Source organism: Iodobacter sp. BJB302 (assembly GCF_002735645.1).
Classification (GTDB): Bacteria; Pseudomonadota; Gammaproteobacteria; order Burkholderiales; family Chitinibacteraceae; genus Iodobacter.
The window spans coordinates 83819-103869 of sequence record NZ_PDZG01000005.1; the positions used below are offsets into that span (position 1 = coordinate 83819).

A 20051-nucleotide genomic window follows, 5' to 3' on the forward strand; every position below is an offset into this window, starting at 1 on the left:
AACCAAGATTTGTCTATTCTCACTTTAGTCCTGCACGCCAGCCCCGTTGTACAAGCCGTTATGGGACTTTTACTGGTGATGTCGTTTATGTCCTGGTGGTATATCTTCAGCAAACACTTCGCCATTTCTCACGCCAGAAAACAAACAGAAGACTTTGAAAACCGCTTCTGGAATGGCGCAGATCTGGCGGCCCTTTATGATCAGGTACGCCGTGGCCAGACACTGGGCATGGAAAAAATATTTCAGGCGGGTTTTGGGGAGTTTTTAAAATTGCGCCAGCGTGCTGGCGAGCGCGGCAATATGGAATTATCCGATGTGATGGAAGGCAGCCGCCGTGCCATGCGCGCCGCTTGCCAGCGTGAGCTGGATGAGCTGGATTCACATACCGCGTTTCTGGCCACAGTAGGCTCGATCAGCCCTTATATCGGCTTATTTGGTACCGTCTGGGGCATTATGAATGCCTTTACCGGCCTCGCAAATGTGGGCCAGGCCACCTTGGCCACTGTTGCTCCCGGCATTGCAGAAGCGCTGGTTGCCACCGCCATTGGCCTGTTTGCGGCCATCCCGGCTGTGGTTGCATATAACCGCTTTGCTAACGAAGTCGATAAACTAGCCAACCGCTTTGATACCTTTATCGAAGAGTTTTCCAATATCTTGCAACGTCAGGTGAAATAATGGCCCGCCGCGCACGCAGGATTAAAAACGAAATCAATGTCGTTCCATATATCGACGTGATGCTGGTTTTGCTGGTGATTTTTATGGTAGCCACACCGATGATGCAGCAGGGCGTGGTGAATCTGCCCACGGTGGGTAAATCCGATCAGGAAGTCAACGTGGCCCCGCTACGCGTTGAAATTGACGCTGCTGGTGCGATTAAGCTGCACGATAAGGAAGAGACCAGCGATCTGGCCGACCTGAAAGCGCTGGTTGCCAGTGTGCAGGCCAAACAAACCATCACGCCCAATCGCCCTGTAGTGATTGCCGCAGATAAATCCATACGCTACGAGCAGGTGATGAATGCGATGGATGCTTTAAAACAGGCCAATATTGCCCGGGTTGGCCTGCTCGTTCAGCCGAAGTGATATGAGCAGCCTAACTCTTAACCGTAATGAACGCCCCACTCTGGCCTTTGCACTGGCCGCTGCCGTCCATTTATTACTGGTGGCGGGCTTATTGCTGTCGATGAACTGGCAAACAAAGAAACAAGAACCCGTAGTCGTAGAATTATGGGGCGGGCCACCGCCTGCCAGCTCGCAGCAAGCGCCCGATCCAGAGCCGGTTACACCTCCTAAAAAACAAGCAAAAATCGAAGCCAAGCCTGAACCTTTACCCGAAAAGCCAGCCGATATTGCCACGGCCAAAGTAAAGCCAGCGCCGACCCAACGGCCGACCCCTGTTCCCACGCCAACACCGACGCCCAAGCCTAAAGCGACGCCGGTACCAACCGCCGTGCCTACTGCTCCACCTGCACCACACAAACCGACTGCGGCTCCTGTAGCCAAGCCAACAGCCGCCCCCAAGGCCCCGCCTAAGCCCAAAGTATCGGCATTTGATGCGGCACTCTCTGAAGGCAGCTCCTTAGAGCCCAATAAACCCGGAGCAAAAGCCGGCGGCAAAGGCAATAACCCCAATGCCACCACCAACACGGGCCCAGGCTCGGGCAGCGGTAATAGCGCAATGGCCAATAAGGGGCTAAACGACTATCGCAGCAGGGTTTCGCAACTGATCCGCTCTAAACTGGTCTACCCAAATCCTAAGGGCAATCCATCGGCAGAGTTCAGAATTAATGTGCTGCCAAATGGTGAGATTCAAGAAGTAACGCTCTTGAAATCCAGCGGCGAAACAATGTACGACGAGGCCGCTAAGCGTGCCATTCTGGCCTTGCAACGCATGCCGCCCCTGCCTGATGGGCAGGCATTTAGTGGTGATATGCGCAATATTAAAATATTGTTCCGTTTGAATGATTAGGCCGCCGCCTTTGGCGAAGTTAGCTATTAACCGAATGGAATAGCCATTCATGGAGAACTCCAATAATGCTTTGGCGTAAATTTTTTAAGCTACTGGCCGCAGGCTTGCTTCTGAGCAATGTGGCTCATGCTGATATGACCATTGATGTGGTTGGTGTAGGTGCATCGCAATACCCTATCGCAATCGCACCATTTCAGAATGAAAACCAGCAAAAACAAGCACTCACGCCGGTTATTAGTGATGATTTAACGCGCAGCGGCTTATTTAAAGTAATCGGAGCGGGTGATCTGTCACCCGTGCCCTTTGCTCCCGAGCAGGTAAATTACACAACAGCCTTGGCTAAAGGCGCACAGACCATGGCAATTGGCCGGGTAACGCCCGATGCAGGCGGCTTTAATGTGCAATTCTGGCTGATTGATCTGGCCAGCAAAAAGCCCTTAATCACCTGGGAGCGCAAAGCCACAGCAGGCCAGATGCGCCGGGTAGCGCATCAAATTGCCGATTTAATTTACCAGCAGATTACTGGCCAGCCTGGCGCGTTTAATTCACGGATTGCCTATGTGCTCAAACAAGGCGCACGCTTTGAATTACAAGTGTCCGACGCTGACGGCTTTGGCTCGCAGGCTATTCTGGTTTCCAAGCAACCAGTGATGTCGCCAAAATGGTCGCCAGACGGTGGCAAATTAGCCTATGTTTCTTTTGAAGATCAAAAACCCGTGGTCTATGTGCACGAGCTGGCTTCAGGGCGCCGCTGGAAAGCCGCCGGATTTAAGGGCAGCAATTACGCCCCCGCATGGTCGCCCAATGGCCGTGAGCTGGCGGTGGTACTGACCCAAAGTGGCAGCTCGCAAATTTACCTCGTCAATACCGATGGCAGTGATTTACGGCAGCTGAGCCGGGGTGGCGAAATCAATACCGAGCCTGCGTTTTCACCCGATGGACGCTTTATTTATTTCACCTCGGATCGTGGCGGCAGCCCGCAAATTTACCGCATGAACAGCAATGGCAGTAACACAGAGCGGGTAACGTTTCAGGGGGGCTACAATAGCTCAGCCAAGCTTAGCCCAGATGGCAAAAATATGACCTTCATTACCCGTGATGGCGGCTACCGTGCGGCAATTATGGATTTAAGCAGCCGTCAGGTACTTACCCTCACCGACTCCGGATCTGACGATTCGCCCAGCTTTTCGCCAAACGGGCAAATGATTCTGTACGAAACCAAAGCAGGCGGCCGTGGCGTTCTTGCGGCGGTTTCAAGTGATGGAAGAGTAAAACAGCGCCTGAGAGCGCAAGCAGGAGACGTAAGACAACCCGCATGGGGCCCTGTACTTCGGTAAAGATACCATTTGCGGAACCTTTGCTAAGCTGAATGTCATACAGCCCGAACGCTTAGCTTTATCTCTTTAAGATGTGACTAAGGAAGAAACACAATGAAAAAAGTAGCGCTTAGTTTAATCATGACTGCCTTGCTTGCCGCTTGCGCGAGCACCCCAGTACCAACAACAACACCTGCTGATAATTCTGGCTCAACAAATACCAGTACCACTCAGCCAAGCACGACCCCAGCTACCGTTGACCTGACTCAAGGCACAGCAAAATCCTTTACCGAGCTGACAAATCCAAACAGCATTCTGTCTAACCGCCGTGTCTATTTTGATTTTGATTCCTTTATTGTTCGCCCGGATTTCCACGAACTGGTTCAGGCTCATGCCAAATACCTCAACACACATAAAGACGCAAAAATTATCCTGCAAGGCCACACTGATGAGCGCGGCACAGCTGAGTACAACTTAGCGCTGGGCCAGAAACGTGCCGATTCAGTGCGTAAAATGATGAATGTGCTTGGCGTACCGGACAGCCAGATCGAAACAGTAAGCTTTGGTGAAGAGCGCCCGCTTGAAGCTGGTGACAGCGATGCAGTACGCGAACGTAATCGTCGTGCCGAAATTGTTTACAATGGTGAATCTGCGCAGTAATCAGCTTGCCGCAGACTAAAAAAAGACCTAGTCTTTGCCACGGACGAGCGATAGCTCGTCCGCGCGTTTTCAACTTCAAATCAGATCAATCTATGAAACGAATTGCTACTCTGCTCTTGCTCGCATTTTCTGTGCAGGCTCACGCTGGTCTTTTTGATGACAATGAAGCGCGCCAGCAATTAAATGATCTGCGAAATGCTCAAACTCAGGCACAAAAAAAGACCGATGATCGCCTGATGCAATTAGAGGCAGGCAATAGCCGCTCTATCGAATTAGTCGGTCAGCTGGAAAAACTGCGCCAGGAAATCGCCACCCTGCGCGGGCAAAATGAAGTGCTGCAATTTAATTTGGACGAAGCCGCCAAACGCCAGAAAGATCTCTATACCGATCTGGATGCCCGGATGCGTGCAATGGAAATGGCCAAAGTAGAAAGCAAAGCGGCTGCCGTAGTATCAGAACAGCAGCAATTAGACGATATGGTGCAGCTCACCCGCTCAGGCAAACACAAAGAAGCCGTTGTCGGCCTGCAAAAATTTATTAACGAAAACAGCGGCAGTGCCCAGCTTCCTGCCGCTTACTACTGGATGGGCGTAAGCCAGACTGCGCTTAAAAGCTATAAGGGCGCACAAGCCTCTTATCAGCAGGTACTGGCCAGCAATGATGAAACCCGCGCCCCAGATGCACTGTTTGGCCTAGCGATTGTGGCCAACTCACTGGGCGATAAAAAATCATCGCGCAAATACCTTTTACAGCTGATTGAAAAGTATCCACAGGCAGAAAAAGCCGCTGCAGCCAAGAAAGCATTACTTGCAACCGATTAAGTGTAATTAAAACAACTCTAAAAACACTAAAACTGCGTAAAATTGTTCAGCTTAGCTGAAACATTGCAACGCCCACATTTTTACCCGGCGTCACCGATCAGGTTGGCGCCGTTTTTATTTCCACCGGACTGTTTTCCGGTTTGCCATGCAGCAATTGCCGCTGGCTTAGGAGCTACTCTTGAAAGACGCATTACGCATTACCGAGATTTTCTGCTCGTTACAGGGCGAAACCACCCGTATGGGCCTGCCCACGGTCTTTGTCCGTCTCACCGGCTGTCCGCTGCGCTGTGGCTATTGCGACAGCGCCTATGCTTTTACCGGTGGAGAGACGCAATCTTTTCAAACCATCCTCGATAAAATCGCCTCGTTCAACACCCATCATATTTGCGTCACCGGCGGCGAGCCGCTGGCGCAAAAAGGCGTGCACGAACTGATGCGCTTACTTTGCGACGCCGGCTATTCACTCAGCTTAGAAACCAGCGGAGCCTTATCGATTGCTGATGTCGATCCGCGTGTTTCTCGCATTCTGGATATCAAAACGCCAGGCTCAGGTGAGTTATCCAAGATGCACTGGGAAAACCTTGATTACGTGAATAAAGCAGACGAAATCAAGTTTGTAATATGCGATCGCAGCGATTACGAATGGGCACGCGATTTAATCCGCGAGCGTCGTTTGGAAACGCTGGCCCCCGTGCTGATGTCGCCCGTCTGGGAGACACTTCCTCCCGCAAACCTCGCCGCCTGGGTACTGGAAGATCATTTACCAGTGCGTATGCAAGTGCAATTACACAAAATCCTCTGGGGTGAACGTCCCGGCGTTTAACAGGCAAGCTCATGTATTGGAAACGTTGGCTGATACGCATTAAACACTTACCAGAACGCAGCCGCGCCACACTGGCTCTCTGGTTTGGTGCCGCGATGGTGGGCCTTGTTGCCGTTGTTCTGGCCAAGGCTGCGGACGGTGCACTGGCGATTTTCCAAAGTATGAGTATACGCTGGGCATGGTGGCCTTTTTTTGCCCTGCCCTGCGGTGGCATGGCGATACGCTGGCTGATGCAAAAAATGGGTAAGGGCTCGGAAGGCAGCGGTATTCCTCAAGCCATGGCCGCGCTGCAAGTAACCGATCAGCCCGCCATCATCCGGCAACTGCTTAGTTTACGTATCGCCTGCGCCAAGTTTATCGGCGTGGTTGCGGGGCTGGGATGTGGCTTTGTGCTGGGGCGTGAAGGGCCAACAGTACAAATTGGCGCAAGCTTAATGTATGCCTGCAGGCGTTTTATTCCATTATCCGATGCCGTATTTCGCCGCCAGCTGATTCTGGCTGGCGGGGCAGCGGGGATTGCCGCCGCATTTAATACGCCACTGGCTGGGATTGTGTTTGCATTTGAAGAACTGGCGCGCTCGGTAGAAGAAAAAACCTCAGGCAAGCTATTAGGCGCGGTGATTTTAGCCGGTGTGGTTTCTTTGGCGATTCAGGGTGATTACACCTATTTTGGCCGGATTCACGTGCCCGGTTTTAACTACAGCATTTTGTGGCCGATGTTTATTGTGGCGGTGACCGCGGGCTTAGTTGGTGGCTTTTTCTCTTGGCTTTGCGTGCATCAGGATCGCTGGTTGCCCGCTAAAGTAAAAATGTGGCGCGCAGCCCAGCCCTATTTATTCATCGCCGCATGTGGCTTTTTAATTGCCTGCATGGGGCTGGCCGCTCCTATTTTTGGCAGCGGCGCAGAAATCACCAGCGAAGTGGTTACAGGCCATGGCACCATGGCCTGGTACTTCTTGCCGGTGAAGTTTTTAGGGCTGCTGGCTACCTTTTTAACCGGCTTGCCCGGCGGCATTTTTGCCCCGTCGCTCTCTATGGGCGCAGGCGTCAGCAGCTGGTTTTTGCCATGGTTTGACAGCAGCATTCATATCAAACTGATTGCCATTGGGATGGCGGCAATGCTGGCCGCAGTGACGCGGGCACCGCTGACCTCGGCTATTATTTTGATTGAAATGACAGATGGCCACACGATGGTGATTTCAATTCTGGCCGCTGCGATGATTTCATCCACCGTAGCACGCCTTTTTGGCACCAATCTTTATCATGATCTGGCGGAAAAAGCCCTGCAACGCCTGGCTTCGCCCCAACTTTTAAAGTGATCCTATGCGCTATTTTTTAGCTGTATTTGCCTTGATGGCCACCTTTGCTCAGGCTGAATCCACAGGCCCGGACGGCATGACCAACGCTCAGCTGGCTGAGTTTTTAAAATCACTGCAAACGGCCGTCGCCAAAGACGATGCCGCCAGCGTGGCCGGGCTGACCCGCTTTCCCCTGAAGGTAAATCTGCCGAAGAAAAGAACACTGAAGGCACCGCAGTTTATTGCTCAGTACTCAAAAGTAATCACACCCAAAGTAAAAGCGGCCGTGCTCGCGCAAACAGCTGAAACGCTGTTTCGCAATAGCAATGGCGCGATGATAGGCAATGGTGAAATCTGGTTTTCTGGTATTTGCCTGAATAAAGAATGCACAGAGCAAACCACCAAAATTATCGCCATCAATCCATAAACATTATTTAAATTGAAAATATCATGACCAAAAAACCTGCAGTGATCTTACTTTCCGGTGGCCTCGATTCTGCCACCTGCCTTGCCATTGCCAAAGCCGAAGGCTTCGCGCCCTATTGCCTGTCTTTTGATTACGGCCAGAAGCACAACGCCGAGCTGAAAGCTGCCGCCCGAGTGGCAGAAGCGCTGGGCGCTGTTGAACACCGCATTCTGAAAATTGATTTAGCTGGCTTTGGTGGCTCTGCGCTCACCGACAGCAGTATTGAGGTACCAGTCGATGGCGGCAAACCCGGCGAAATCCCAGTGACCTACGTGCCCGCACGCAACACCGTGCTGCTCTCTTACGCGCTGGCATGGTCTGAAGTACTGAAAGCCGATGATATTTTTATTGGCGTAAACGCTGTGGATTACTCGGGCTACCCGGATTGCCGCCCGGAATACATTGCGTCATTCCAAGCGATGGCAAGGCTGGCCACCAAGGTGGGCGTGGAAGGCTCGAACCTCACCATCCACACCCCGCTGCTGAAACTCACCAAAGCAGAAATCGCCCAAAAAGGCACCGAGCTGGGCGTGGATTACGCACTCACCGTGACCTGCTACAAAGCCGATGACGAAGGCCGCGCCTGCGGCGAATGCGAAGCCTGCCGCCTGCGTAGTGCTGGCTTTGCCCATGCGGGGTTGGCTGATCCAACCCGGTATCAAAAATAATATAAGGCGTAATCAAAGCTTCGCTGAGCGACGATTTGTGTTGATCGGCGTTAGCGCAGTACGCCAGTAATTAGATGTAAAAAAATCGGCTTACGTGTTTGCACGGAGCCGATTTCCTTTTGTATCAACTAACAACGAGAAAATGTATTAACCACGCTCACTGCATGGGGCTTAAGTCCCCCCTGAAGCACGCCGAAGCGAGGAACAAGCGGGGTGGGGTAGTCGTCAATTCGTGTTTGAGCGAAGCGAGTTGACACAACGCCACTGTCCGCAGTGAGGGGCCTTCGTGCTGTTTGGGGTCGCCTTCTTTGCTTACTTTCTTGGCGAAGCAAGAAAGTAAGTCCCTCGCGGGGGATTCCCGCACCTAAACGGATGTGCCGAAGGCACTAAAAAAGCATTGTTTTTGATCTGCTTCACCCCTTACAACAACACATCACTTCCCCGCCAGCCACCGCGCTGCATCCAGTGCAAAATAAGTCAGAATCCCATCTGCACCGGCGCGTTTAAAGCCCATTAAACTTTCCAGCACCACCGCTTCTTCATTCAGCCAGCCGTTTTGCGCGGCGGCTTTGAGCATGGCGTATTCACCGGAGACTTGATAAACAAAGGTCGGTGCGGCAAATTCATCTTTCACGCGGCGCACTACATCCAGGTAAGGCATGCCCGGCTTCACCATCACCATATCAGCGCCTTCTGCCAGATCGAGCGCTACTTCGTGCAAGGCTTCGTTCAGATTAGCTGGGTCCATTTGGTAAGTCTTTTTGTCGGCCTTACCCAAATTAGCTGCTGAGCCAACGGCATCGCGGAAGGGGCCGTAAAATGCCGATGCATATTTTGCCGAGTAAGCCATGATGCGGGTGTTGATAAAATCATCCGCATCCAAAGCCTTGCGAATCGCGCCAATGCGGCCATCCATCATGTCTGAAGGCGCAATAATATCGACGCCCGCTTCAGCATGGCAAAGCGCTTGCTTAACCAGTGCGGCAACGGTTTCTTCGTTAAGCACATAGCCATGGTCATCAATAATGCCGTCCTGGCCATGGATGGTGTAAGGATCAAGTGCGCCATCGGTAATCAGGCCCAGCTCCGGGAAGCGTGCTTTTAACTCACGCACTACGCGTGGCACCAGGCCATTCGGGTTCCAGGCTTCAGCCGCATCCAGCGTTTTTAAATCCTGCTCAATCACAGGGAAAATGGCTAAGGCAGGTACGCCCAGCTTAACGGCCTGCTCGGCGGTATAAAACAGCTGATCTAAGCTCTGGCGATTTACCCCGGGCATAGAAGCAATCGCCTGTGTACGGTTTTCGCCATCTAAAACAAACACCGGCAAAATCAGATTATCCGCAGTTAAATGATTTTCACGCATCATCCTGCGCGAGAAATCATCGTGGCGCATACGGCGTAAACGAGTAGTAGGAAACGAGCGATTGCTATGCATAAGGCGCTACCAGTAGATGAGTGCGCTTATTTTAACGAAGATTGGGCAGGGATGATTGAGCAATGCTGACAAAACTTGAAAAAATTTAGGGTGAGCACACTTTGGTACCCACCCCATATGTACGACCGTGCCATTAGTTATGGCGGGTTACACCAAGATAAAACATTGGCTAACCCGCCCTGCAACTCAATAGCGGGCTAAAGCCAGGCCACTGCTTTCGATTTCTGGTTTCTTCTTAGTGATCAAATCAGCCAGCACACGGCCAGAGCCACACGCCATAGTCCAGCCCAGTGTGCCGTGGCCGGTATTGAGCCACAGATTTGGATAAGACGTGCCTCCCACCAGCGGTGTGCCATCCGGCGTCATCGGGCGCAAGCCAGTCCAGGGTGTACCCTGGCTGGTATCGCCTGCATCCGGGAAGAGATCATTGGTCACCATGGCCAGGGTTGCCACACGGCCCATATCCAGATGCTTATCGTAACCCGCAACTTCAGCCATGCCGCCCACACGCAGGCGTGAATCAAAGCGGGTCAGCGCAATTTTATAGCTCTCATCCAGTACGGTAGAACGAGGTGCCGCATCCGCATTTTTCAAAGGAATGGTCAGCGAATAGCCCTTCACCGGATAAACCGGTAAATCCAGCCCCAGGGGGGCAGCCAGAGCGCGCGATGTGCAGCCAGCGGCCAGCACCACATGATCGGCATTCAAAACTTCACCGCCTTTGAGCTGTACCTGGCGGATTTGCTGATTTGCAGCAATCAGGCGCTCAACGGTAACGCCATAGCGGAACACCACACCTGCAGCTTCACAACGCGCTGCCAGCTTATCGGTAAACATTTTGCAATCGCCCGTTTCATCGTTCGGCAATTGCAAAGCGCCAACCAATTTACCCGGCACACGCGCTAAGGCAGGCTCTGCATCGACCAGGCCCTGTGCATCCAGTAAATGATTAGGCACGCCTATGGCGCTTAAGATATCCGAGTCGCGCTGAGCAGCTTCTAACTGCTTGGCGGTACGAAATACCTGCAAGGTGCCTAAGCTGCGTTGCTCATACTGCAGATCCAGCTCTTCGCGCAAATCACGCAGGCAGTCACGGCTGTATTCGGCCAGCGGCACCATACGGCCTTTATTACGCTCATAAGCAGCCGTGGTGCAATTAGCCAGCATTCTTGCCATCCATGACAGCTGAAACAAGCTGCCATCAGGGCGAATTTTGAGTGGGGAATGAGGCTGAGTCAGCCATTTAACCGCTTTCCACGGAATGCCAGGCGCGGCCCATGGTGCTGCATAGCCAGGCGATACCTGGCCCGCATTGGCAAAGCTCGTTTCGGTTGCAGGCCCGTCCAGTTGTTCCAGTACGGTGACTTCGCATCCCGCTGCGCGCAGGTAGTGCGCAGTTGCTACGCCGACAACGCCAGCTCCGATTACAATCACTTGCATATTATTTAATCCTTAACCCATTCGGGTGTGTACTGTTTGCAGCATATCGCCGGGGAATAGGTTCAGCGATAGGTGATTCCCCTTGCATAAGTATATTTGGGTATTTATTCCTTAATCAAATAAATAAAGGAATGATCAACCCAACTTTTTGCTATATGAGCAATAAAATTGTTCAGTGCATTAAATGCATGGCATAAGTTTTATTATCACGGCCAATAGAATGAAGGCTGTGCATTTCATAATAAAGACAGCCCCCAGGCCTTCACTGCAAAACACTTGATCCGCATAAAAACATACCGTACGATTGGTTTGTTCTTATGCCAGAGTGCTGCAATGCCAATTACTAAACAACAACTTATCGATCAAGCCACGGCCTCATTCAGAATGAAAGGCTATGCGGCGACCAGCATCGGGGAAATAGTGCAGGCTTGCGGCATTACCAAGGGCAGCCTTTATCATCACTTTGCCAGCAAAGAAGCGCTGGGGCTGGCTGCACTGGAGCAATTGGAAGCCTATTTTGACGAGCATATTTTCTCTCAAATACGCGCTTCTCAGCCTGCTGCTGGCCTGGCAGCGTTTAATCTGGCGATAGAAGAATTTTTCTGGCAGCACCCCGATGGCTGCCTGCTGGCCAGCTTAAGCCTAGAAACAAGCGCAGCAAGCGGGCCATTCCAACAGGCTATTTCACAATTTTTTAATAAATGGCAAGGCTGCTACTATCAGGCATTTATTGGCGCTCATCCTGCCGAAAAAGCCAAAATACTCAGTATTGACGCCCTCGCCATCGTCCAGGGCTGCATTCTGATGTACCGGATTAATGGCAATATCGAGCCCTTACAGCGCCAGCAGCAAGCATTACTCCGACTCTGCGATTAAAGATTCACCCAACACAGACTGATCATTTTTTTATACAAAAACATACCAACCGTTCAGTATAAAACAAAGGGGAAATTCATGGATACTCACACTTTAAAGCATGCCTTACTTGCTGGAACCGGCGGGTTTATTGCGATTTTACTGCTGGCAGGCGTCAGCGAATTTGGAACAACAGCGCTGATCATGGCGCCATTTGGTGCAAGCTGTGTTTTGCTGTTTGCACTACCCGAAGCAGCATTATCACAGCCCCGTAATGTAATCGGCGGGCATTTGCTTACCGCCAGTGTGGGGCTGGCGTTTTATTCACTGGCCCCGAATACAGCGCTGTTTGCCGCACTGGCGGTGGGGCTTACCATCAGCCTGATGGTGCTGACTAAAACAACTCATCCACCAGCCGGTGCAAATCCGCTGCTGTTTTTTCTGGCTGCCAAGCCGCTGGGGGCCTGGTTTTTGCTCACCCCTGTGGCAAGCGGGGCTATTTTGCTGGTGCTGCTTGCCACCCTCTACCACCGTGCCACAGGTAAGTTCAGCTATCCGGTAAAGCGTTAAGCTGCAATCACCATATCGATATGCGGAATATTGTCTTCTAAATATTCCTGCCCCACCGGCACAAAGCCAAAATTGCCGTAAAAACCCTGCAAATGGGATTGCGCTCCAATACGATGCCCCTGGCCCGGATAAAGCTGGCTTGAATAGCGCAAACCTTCTGCCACCAACTTTGATCCGGTTCCACCACGGCGTGCATCAGGATGAGTAATCACCCGCCCAATCGAGGGCTCTGCATATTTAAGACCGGGCGGGACCAGACGCAGGCTGGCAAGCACCTGGCCATTTTGATCAAAGCCTAATAAATGCTGAGAAACCGCATCGTATTGATCCATATCTGGATAAACACAATTTTGCTCAATAATAAAAACGTCCTGACGTAATTTTAAATGGGCATACAAAGTCAGCGCATCAAAATCCGCCAAAGCAAACCAACGCCATTGCAATTCCATAATCTGTATCCTAAGAAAAAGGCTGCCAAAGCAGCCTTTTTGATGAAGTGGCGTAACGACACAGGAGTACTAAAAACAAAACGGCGATCCGTGAACAACACACAAAGCAGAAAAAAACGATTATTTATCTTGGTTTTCTCCGTGTTACTCTGTGCTCTCTGTGGTTCAAGATTTGGGTTTTGTTCGCACACCTGTTTTATTTGGAAATGACTTTATTTTTAGCAGCCCAGCTTTTCACGCCATTTGGCAATTTGCACCAGCACCTGGAACGGCGCAGTGCCACCCACATGGTTACGGGCATTCAAAGAGCCTTCCAGCGTCAGCACTTCAAAAATATCGTCTTCAATCAGCGGAGAGAAACTTTGCAATTCAACCAGTTGCAAATCGCCCAGGTCTTTATGCTTTTGCTCGGCATAGCGCACAGCTAAAGCAACCGCCTCATGTGCATCGCGGAACGGAATGCCACGCTTCACCAGATAATCAGCCAGATCGGTTGCAGTAGAAAAGCCCTGTTTTACCGCACGCACCATGGCATCAGGCTTTACAGTAATACCGCGCATCATATCGGCGTAAATACGCAGGGTATCTGTAAGTGTGTCTACCGTATCAAACAGCGGCTCTTTATCTTCCTGATTGTCTTTATTGTAAGCCAGAGGCTGGCCTTTCATTAAAGTGAGCAGGGAAATCAGGCTGCCATTTACACGGCCAGTTTTACCACGCACCAGCTCAGGCACATCCGGGTTTTTCTTTTGCGGCATGATGGAGCTGCCGGTACAAAAGCGATCGGCAATATCAATAAAGCCGTAACGCGGGCTCATCCAGAGGATCAGCTCTTCGGATAAGCGCGACAAATGCGTCATCACCAGCGCTGCGGCGGCCGTAAATTCAATTGCAAAATCACGGTCTGAAACCGCATCGAGCGAGTTCTGACAGACTTCATCAAAGCCCAGCAATTTTGCGGTGTATTCTCTGTCAATCGGATATGTTGTACCGGCCAGCGCTGCCGAGCCCAACGGCAAGCGATTCACACGTTTACGTGCATCAATCAAACGCTCAGCATCGCGGCCCAGCATTTCTACATAAGCCATCATATGGTGGCCAAAGGTCACAGGCTGTGCCACTTGCAAATGGGTAAAGCCAGGCATCACGGTAGAGGCGTTTTTTTCTGCCAGATCAATCAGGGAAACCTGCAGCTCGTGCACAAGGCCAACCAGCAAATCAATTGCGCCGCGCAAATACAGGCGAATATCGGTGGCAACCTGATCATTACGGCTGCGGCCGGTATGCAGGCGCTTACCTGCATCGCCTATCATCTGAGTCAGGCGACGCTCGATATTCATATGCACGTCTTCTAAATCGAGGCTCCATTCAAACGTGCCTTCACGGATTTCGTTCAGGATATCGGCCATGCCGCCCTGAATAGATTTCAGGTCTTCAACGGACAACACGCCTACTTTATTCAACATGGTGGCGTGAGCCAGGGAGCCCTGAATATCTACTTCGGCCATGCGTTTATCAAAATCTACCGAGGCGGTATAACGCTTGACGAGTTCTGTAACCGGCTCGTTAAAACGGCCAGACCACATCTTTTTGCTCTGATCTTGCATGTTTTTTTCCTGATCGAATCTTGATTTAAGGCAAATTATATCTGCCCGCATCAACAATACGTAAAATTTCCGTTGAATAAATATGCCACGGTAATTTGTCTGAAAGAGCTTCCTGTTGCTATTCTGACAAAGAAAAGAACCTATACTGCAGGCAAAGTAGATTATTGCTTATACAGCGATAAGAATACGCTGTAAAAACGCAGAATACCTTATAAAAACCAAGAACGTTGCCTGCTCCAAAAGAGCAAAGGCCCGTATAATCCGCTGCAGAAATATTAATGAAGCCGATTCATGCAAAAGACATAATCAGTTTCATTTAGTTATGATAAAAAACGAATGCCCGATAATTTAAACAATATTGCAGGCATATCGATCGTTTCATATTCATCTTCGAAACGTATCCTCTGAAGCAAGAATTGTGAAGCGGTCAGACATAAAAGCAATACCTGCTTTATGCTTCTGGCCTGCCCCAACTTAAATCGTTATTGAATACAGCAGCGCACAGAGAGTATGCAATGTCCAGAGACATGAAAAGAACACCTCGCAGCAGTACCAGCAACTCCTCAAAAAGTGGTGGCGGAGGATCTCTGCTGACAGGATTGCTGATTGGTTTATTTGGCGGTGTCGCTGTCGCCGTTGCTGTTGCGGTATTTTTAAACCGCAGTGGAAATCCTTTTGCAGGCAAAGTAAGCACCACTCCTGCTGATGCCATTTCTTCAGCACCTGTTGGCCAGCCGCCACAAACACCGGAAGTCTTATCACCCGGCGGCAAAAATGATGTGATTATTGTCACACCCACACCAATCGCCTCCGCAGTTAAGAATGAGAATGGCGAGCGCTTTGATTTTTATAAAATGCTGCCGGAACTTGCAGATAAAAAACCTGCCGAAGCAGCTAAGCCTGCCGAGCCTAAAAAGCCTGAAGCCAGCCCGCCGGTAAAAGTAGAAGTACCCAAAGGGGCATATTTACAAATTGGCTCATTCCAAAATGAACAAGATGCAGATAATCTTAAAGCCAAACTCGCCTTACTTGGCATAGAAGCCAGAATTCAAACTAGTGATATTCCCGGTAAAGGAATCTGGCATCGCGTTCGGCTTGGCCCGTTTAATTCCAGCAATGAGCTGGATAATGCCCGCTCACAACTAAAAGCGAATGGCGTAGATAGCGCCGTTGTTAAATAACAAGGTAGGACTTACGTATGTTAAATACTTGGCTCAAACGATTACTGATTGGCACCACACTCCTGGCAGCAAGCCTTGCACACGCCGAAATCCGTGAAGGCGTTGAATACAAAAAAATGACAAAGCCACAAGCGGTTGCCGTTGCTGGCAAAAGCGAAGTAATCGAGTTCTTCTGGTACGGCTGCCCACACTGCTTTACCGTGGCTCCTTATGTAGAAGACTGGGCAAGTAAATTACCCGCCAATGTTAATTTCCGCCGCGTGCACGTTGCATGGCCAGGGCGCAGTGATATGGAAGGCCACGCTAAAATCTTTATCGCCTTGCAGGCAATGGGCCTAGAAGGCAAGCAGCAGCTGGCTGTTATGACCGCCGTGCAAAAAGACCGCATTGAATTACGCAAAGAAGATGTGTTGTTTGACTGGATCAAAAAACAAGGCATCGATGCAGAAAAATTCAAAGCCCAGTACAACTCATTCAGCAGCAGTGCCAATATGAATAAACTGGCGCAAATGACGCGTGATTATCAAGTAGATGGCGTGCCTATGTTTATCATCAATGGCAAATACGTCACCAGCCCGGCGATGGTTGGCAAAGAAGATGGCACCATCACCCAGGTTATTAATGAGCTTCTGGCCAAAGACAAACCTGCAGCGGCTAAAAAGAAATAAGCCAGCCCCCAATAGAAAATGCCCCGGATATATTCGGGGCATTTTTTACGCCCTGAATCCTGGCACAACAAGGCATACTCAGAAACCTGATTGTAAGTACTGTGCCATTCCCCCTACAGGAGCGTTAAACATGCAATGGATCGATCTGCGTAGTGACACCGTTACCCAGCCTACACCTGCCATGCGTATAGCCATGATGAATGCAGCCGTTGGCGATGATGTATATGGGGATGACAGCAGCGTGAATGAGCTTGAACGTTTTGCTGCCGAAACACTGGGCTTTGAAGCGGCCCTGTTTGTGCCCACCGGCACTTTTGGTAATCAGCTGGCTCTATTCACCCACTGCGAACGGGGTGATGAAGTGATCCTTGGCGAAGACAGCCATATTGTCTGGCACGAAGTAGGCGGAGCTGCAGTGATTGCAGGCGTCAATCTGCGCCCTGTTCCCACACATAACGGCGTACTGGATGCCGGGCAGGTTCGCCGCCGTATCCGCCCGGAAGGCGATATCCACCTGCCGCGCACAAGCTTAATCTGTATGGAAAACGCCCATTCCAGTGGCCGGGTTATTCCGCTCGCCGCCATGCAGGAAATATGGGAAACCGCAAAATCTGCAGGGCTGAAAGTTCACCTTGATGGTGCCCGGGTCTTTAACGCCGCCACTCACTTAGGGGTTGATGTAAAACAGATCACTCAATACGCAGACAGCGTGATGTGCTGCTTATCCAAAGGCCTGGCAGCCCCAATCGGCTCTATTCTTGCCGGTGATACTGCTTTTATCGCCACCGCACGTAAAAAGCGCAAGCTTCTGGGCGGTGGATGGCGGCAAGCCGGTGTGCTCGCGGCCCCTGCTATGCTGGCGCTGACAGAAATGACCCAGCGCTTGGGCGACGATCATAAAAACGCACAATACCTAGCCCAGCAACTGGCCAGCCTGCCTGATGTGCACGTTTGCACCGACCAGCTGCAAATCAATATGGTATTTTTTAAAATCAGCAAAGAAATCGATGAAGCCAGACTGCTTGCCTGCCTGAACGAGTGCGGCATTAAATCAAACGGCACCGAAGACGGCCAATGGCGTTTTGTTTGCCACTGGCAGATCGGCAAAGAAGAGATTGATAAAGTCATTGCAGCAATGAAAGTGGCACTGGCTGCGGCTTAAGGCTTTAGCTTAAGGAGTGGGCACGCCACTCCTTAATTTGCTGACCTTAACGATTACCTTAACTTATCCACAACCGCCAGCAGCGGCAGCAAAACGCTTGCGCCAAACTGGCGCGAACGCTCGCCGTTCCAGCCTACTTCCGGCAATGGGCGTTTAGCGGTGTCTTTAAATGGCATTTCAATGGTGTAAGCCAGGCAATCAAAGGCATCACCTACCCAGTTGGTACCAATGGTCAGCGTTTCAGGGCCAAATTTGCCTTTTTCATAGCCAAATTCAGTTTGAAAATCCGGGCTTGTTGCCAGCCATGCGGCTTTAAAAGCCTCCTGCAGGCTGGCTTGATGCGCCGAGAAAGACGCATTGTCATCACAGCCCGCCACAAAATTATGCGGAATCGCTTCGTCGCCATGCACATCAAGAAAGGCATCGATGCCGGTTTCCAGCATTATCTGACGCACCAGGAATACCTCTGGGCTGCGCTCCATCGTTGGCGTTGCCCATTCGCGGTTCAGATTGGCACCCGCCGCATTGGTACGCAAATTACCGCGCACGCTGCCATCCGGATTCATATTCGGCACGATATAGAACACGGCTTTTTCTAGCAGCACACGAGCCACGGCGTTTTCCGGATCAAGCAGCGTTTCCAGCAGGCCTTCCACAAACCATTCGGCCATGGTTTCGCCAGGATGCTGACGCGCGGTAATCCAGATTTTTTTCTTGCCAGGCATTTCAACGCCAACGCGCAGTAAATCCATATCACGGCCATCCAGCGTGCTGCCTAAATGCACCAACTCGCACAGCGGGCTTGCTTCAACGGCCTCGCCAATCAGGCGCATATGGCGCTCCCACGAGTAAGGCTCAAAATAAGCGTAGAACACCGATTCGCGCTCCGGGCGGTGATGGATACGCAGCGTTTGCCCATCGTAATCACTGGCCACACGGAACCAGTTTTCGGTGTCATAACTGGCCACGGCATTGTAATCAGGCCAGCCATCGGGATAAGCGCTGCTGGCGGCATTATCAAAATGAATCACACAGTCCTGGTCTTTAGCGCCAAGCAGACGAAAGTGAAACCACTGGCTGAATGGCGAAGCGTTATCGCTACGGATCTTTAAATGGATATTTTGGGCATCAGCAAGGCTGACAACTTCAATAGCGCCAGAATCAAACTGGCTGGAGATTTTTAGCATGATGCGATCCTAAAAAGAAAATATCTAAAACCAAAAACCCAAATCTTGAAACACGAAGTTAAGGAGGACACAGAGAGCCACGGAGAAAAGAAAACTTAAATATCGATTATTCAACTTCCTCATTTGGACAGAAATAGATTGGTTTTCTCTGTGAAACTCGGTGTTCTCTGTGTCATCTGTGGTTCAAGATTTGGGTTTATTACGATTGATTAACTGCCCTTACTTCAAACGGATAGACTAGGCCTAGCTCGGCTCTGGCTGCGTCCATCATGGCAATCATGGCCCTGGAGTGGGCGTAAGGCATCAGCGAGCTTTCACTTTGGCCTGTGGTCAATAAATGGCAAAAATGGGCGGTTTCATATTGCAGGCCCGAGCCCACAGGTGGCGCTTCCAGCCTGACTTTGCGGCCATCTTTATAAAAAATGGTCGCGGCAGTCGGGTTCCACCACTTTTCATCCAAGACCACATGGCCATCCGGCCCAGCCAGCATGGCCTCGCCCGATCCTGCTAAATCCAGACCGCAGTAAAGCTGACTGATGCCGCCGCTGTGCTGGCTATTGATGCTGGCAAAAGTATCCACGCCACCATTCAGCCGCCCCAAGGCCTGCACTGCTTGCGCGCCACCCAGCCAATCTACCGCTAAAAACGCGCCATAAATGCCGATATCCAGCAGGCCACCACCGGCCATAGAGGGCTTAAGCACGGCATGATCTGCTGCCACATTAGGGTTGGCAAAGCCGCAGCGCACAAAAGCCACCTGACCAATCGGATCTGTGGATAAGTGCTCACGCAGCGCCTGATACAGTGGATAAAATCCCGGCTTCATCGCCTCCATAAACAACTGGCCGGTTTCCGTCGCCACATCCAGCACGCGTTCCAGCTCGGCAAGGCTGGTGGCCGCGGGCTTTTCACACAGTACCGCCTTGCCCGCTTTCATCGCTGCAATGCTGTACTCAACATGGCTGGTATGGGGCGTGGCGATATACACCGCATCAATATCGCTGGCGAGCAAATCATCCACACTCTGATACACCACCCCGCCATACTGCTCCGCAAAAGCGCTGGCCTTAGCCTGATTACGATTCCACACAGCAGCAAGCCGGGCCTCGCCGGCAATAACAGCCAGGCCCTGAGCAAAGCGATTGGCGATATGGCCCGTGCCGATAATCCCAAAACGAATAGTCATTGAGTGCCTTTGTATTTAGTAACAGGTGTTACGCAGTTCTTATCTTTTTAGTGCCTTCGGCACGCTGATTTTGGTGCGGGCGTCCCGCTGGACCTTCCTTTCTTGTGTGGCCAAGAAAGGAAGCGAAGCCACAACACCAATCACACGAAGTCCCCTGCGCTCGGTAATTGTCAAGATAGTTGAGATGTTTTTACGATTTAAGCGACCTGTAATTCCTCGCTTGTTTTAGGCTCAATAGCCCGGTCGGGGTTCAATTGCACTTCATCTTGCCAGCTCCAGTTCCGAGTC

The 20051-nt window shown here is 51.1% G+C and carries 21 protein-coding genes; 15 read left to right on the plus strand and 6 right to left on the minus strand.

The genetic code is table 11. From position 1 onward, the window contains the following. Positions 1-9 precede the first annotated feature (9 nt). From tolQ to queC, 10 genes are all read left to right on the plus strand, one after another. Positions 10-675: a protein TolQ gene (gene tolQ / locus CSQ88_RS02995; RefSeq protein WP_099396640.1), complete on the plus strand. Its 666-nt coding sequence runs from the start codon at positions 10-12 to the stop codon at positions 673-675. Further along, positions 675-1082, plus strand: coding sequence for a protein TolR (tolR, locus tag CSQ88_RS03000; RefSeq protein WP_099396617.1), 408 nt, complete (start codon positions 675-677; stop codon positions 1080-1082). The genes tolQ and tolR overlap by 1 nt, the downstream gene beginning before the upstream one ends. 1 nt (position 1083) lies before the next feature. Then, positions 1084-1968 (plus strand): energy transducer TonB, encoded by an 885-nt coding sequence (locus CSQ88_RS23565; RefSeq protein ID WP_099396618.1) that lies wholly within the window; start codon positions 1084-1086, stop codon positions 1966-1968. Between the two features lie 65 nt (positions 1969-2033). Beyond that, on the plus strand, positions 2034-3305 hold the full coding sequence (gene tolB, locus CSQ88_RS03010; protein ID WP_099396619.1) for a Tol-Pal system beta propeller repeat protein TolB: 1272 nt from the start codon (positions 2034-2036) through the stop codon (positions 3303-3305). A 93-nt stretch (positions 3306-3398) separates the two neighbouring features. Then, the gene (gene pal, locus CSQ88_RS03015; RefSeq protein ID WP_099396620.1) at positions 3399-3944 is read left to right on the plus strand and encodes a peptidoglycan-associated lipoprotein Pal; all 546 of its coding nucleotides are present in this window, start codon (positions 3399-3401) and stop codon (positions 3942-3944) included. A 92-nt stretch (positions 3945-4036) separates the two neighbouring features. After that, complete coding sequence (locus tag CSQ88_RS03020) at positions 4037-4765, plus strand: YbgF trimerization domain-containing protein (protein ID WP_099396621.1); 729 nt, start codon at positions 4037-4039, stop codon at positions 4763-4765. Positions 4766-4943: 178 nt separating this feature from the next. Beyond that, positions 4944-5588, plus strand: a complete 645-nt coding sequence (gene queE / locus CSQ88_RS03025) for a 7-carboxy-7-deazaguanine synthase QueE (RefSeq protein ID WP_099396622.1) — start codon at positions 4944-4946, stop codon at positions 5586-5588. 11 nt (positions 5589-5599) lie between these two features. Continuing rightward, positions 5600-6907, plus strand: coding sequence for a chloride channel protein (locus CSQ88_RS03030; RefSeq protein WP_099396623.1), 1308 nt, complete (start codon positions 5600-5602; stop codon positions 6905-6907). Positions 6908-6911: 4 nt separating this feature from the next. Next, positions 6912-7313: a hypothetical protein gene (locus CSQ88_RS03035; protein WP_099396624.1), complete on the plus strand. Its 402-nt coding sequence runs from the start codon at positions 6912-6914 to the stop codon at positions 7311-7313. A 23-nt stretch (positions 7314-7336) separates the two neighbouring features. Beyond that, the gene (gene queC, locus CSQ88_RS03040) at positions 7337-8020 is read left to right on the plus strand and encodes a 7-cyano-7-deazaguanine synthase QueC (RefSeq protein WP_099396625.1); all 684 of its coding nucleotides are present in this window, start codon (positions 7337-7339) and stop codon (positions 8018-8020) included. Between the two features lie 433 nt (positions 8021-8453). On the opposite strand, the gene hemB is transcribed toward queC, so the two are convergent. Continuing rightward, on the minus strand, positions 8454-9458 hold the full coding sequence (gene hemB, locus CSQ88_RS03045; protein WP_099396626.1) for a porphobilinogen synthase: 1005 nt from the start codon (positions 9456-9458) through the stop codon (positions 8454-8456). A 186-nt stretch (positions 9459-9644) separates the two neighbouring features. After that, positions 9645-10898, minus strand: coding sequence for a D-amino acid dehydrogenase (locus tag CSQ88_RS03050; protein ID WP_099396627.1), 1254 nt, complete (start codon positions 10896-10898; stop codon positions 9645-9647). A 333-nt stretch (positions 10899-11231) separates the two neighbouring features. Here CSQ88_RS03050 and CSQ88_RS03055 point away from each other — a divergent pair, with 333 nt between their 5' ends. After that, positions 11232-11774 carry a TetR/AcrR family transcriptional regulator gene (locus CSQ88_RS03055; protein ID WP_099396628.1) on the plus strand — a complete coding sequence of 181 codons (543 nt, stop codon included), beginning with the start codon at positions 11232-11234 and terminating at the stop codon, positions 11772-11774. 78 nt (positions 11775-11852) lie between these two features. Beyond that, entirely contained in the window at positions 11853-12323 is a 471-nt protein-coding gene (locus CSQ88_RS03060; RefSeq protein ID WP_099396629.1) for an HPP family protein, read from the plus strand. Here CSQ88_RS03060 and CSQ88_RS03065 read toward each other — a convergent pair. Together CSQ88_RS03065 and argH are read right to left on the minus strand one after the other, a co-directional pair. Next, entirely contained in the window at positions 12320-12772 is a 453-nt protein-coding gene (locus CSQ88_RS03065; protein ID WP_046353721.1) for a GNAT family N-acetyltransferase, read from the minus strand. The two genes, CSQ88_RS03060 and CSQ88_RS03065, sit on opposite strands and share 4 nt — an antisense overlap. A 218-nt stretch (positions 12773-12990) precedes the next feature. After that, on the minus strand, positions 12991-14379 hold the full coding sequence (gene argH / locus CSQ88_RS03070) for an argininosuccinate lyase (RefSeq protein ID WP_099396630.1): 1389 nt from the start codon (positions 14377-14379) through the stop codon (positions 12991-12993). 515 nt (positions 14380-14894) lie between these two features. Between argH and CSQ88_RS03075 the strand changes: the two genes are divergently transcribed. The 3 genes from CSQ88_RS03075 (at position 14895) to ltaE (ending at position 17390) form a co-directional block, all read left to right on the plus strand. Continuing rightward, the gene (locus CSQ88_RS03075; protein WP_099396631.1) at positions 14895-15560 is read left to right on the plus strand and encodes an SPOR domain-containing protein; all 666 of its coding nucleotides are present in this window, start codon (positions 14895-14897) and stop codon (positions 15558-15560) included. A gap of 17 nt (positions 15561-15577) precedes the next feature. Beyond that, entirely contained in the window at positions 15578-16228 is a 651-nt protein-coding gene (locus CSQ88_RS03080; RefSeq protein ID WP_099396632.1) for a thiol:disulfide interchange protein DsbA/DsbL, read from the plus strand. A 130-nt stretch (positions 16229-16358) separates the two neighbouring features. Further along, positions 16359-17390 carry a low-specificity L-threonine aldolase gene (ltaE, locus tag CSQ88_RS03085; protein WP_099396633.1) on the plus strand — a complete coding sequence of 344 codons (1032 nt, stop codon included), beginning with the start codon at positions 16359-16361 and terminating at the stop codon, positions 17388-17390. Between the two features lie 53 nt (positions 17391-17443). On the opposite strand, the gene CSQ88_RS03090 is transcribed toward ltaE, so the two are convergent. Both CSQ88_RS03090 and CSQ88_RS03095 read right to left on the minus strand, forming a co-directional pair. Continuing rightward, on the minus strand, positions 17444-18577 hold the full coding sequence (locus CSQ88_RS03090; protein WP_099396634.1) for a M14-type cytosolic carboxypeptidase: 1134 nt from the start codon (positions 18575-18577) through the stop codon (positions 17444-17446). A gap of 199 nt (positions 18578-18776) precedes the next feature. Next, on the minus strand, positions 18777-19763 hold the full coding sequence (locus CSQ88_RS03095; RefSeq protein ID WP_099396635.1) for a Gfo/Idh/MocA family protein: 987 nt from the start codon (positions 19761-19763) through the stop codon (positions 18777-18779). Positions 19764-20051: the final 288 nt, after the last annotated feature.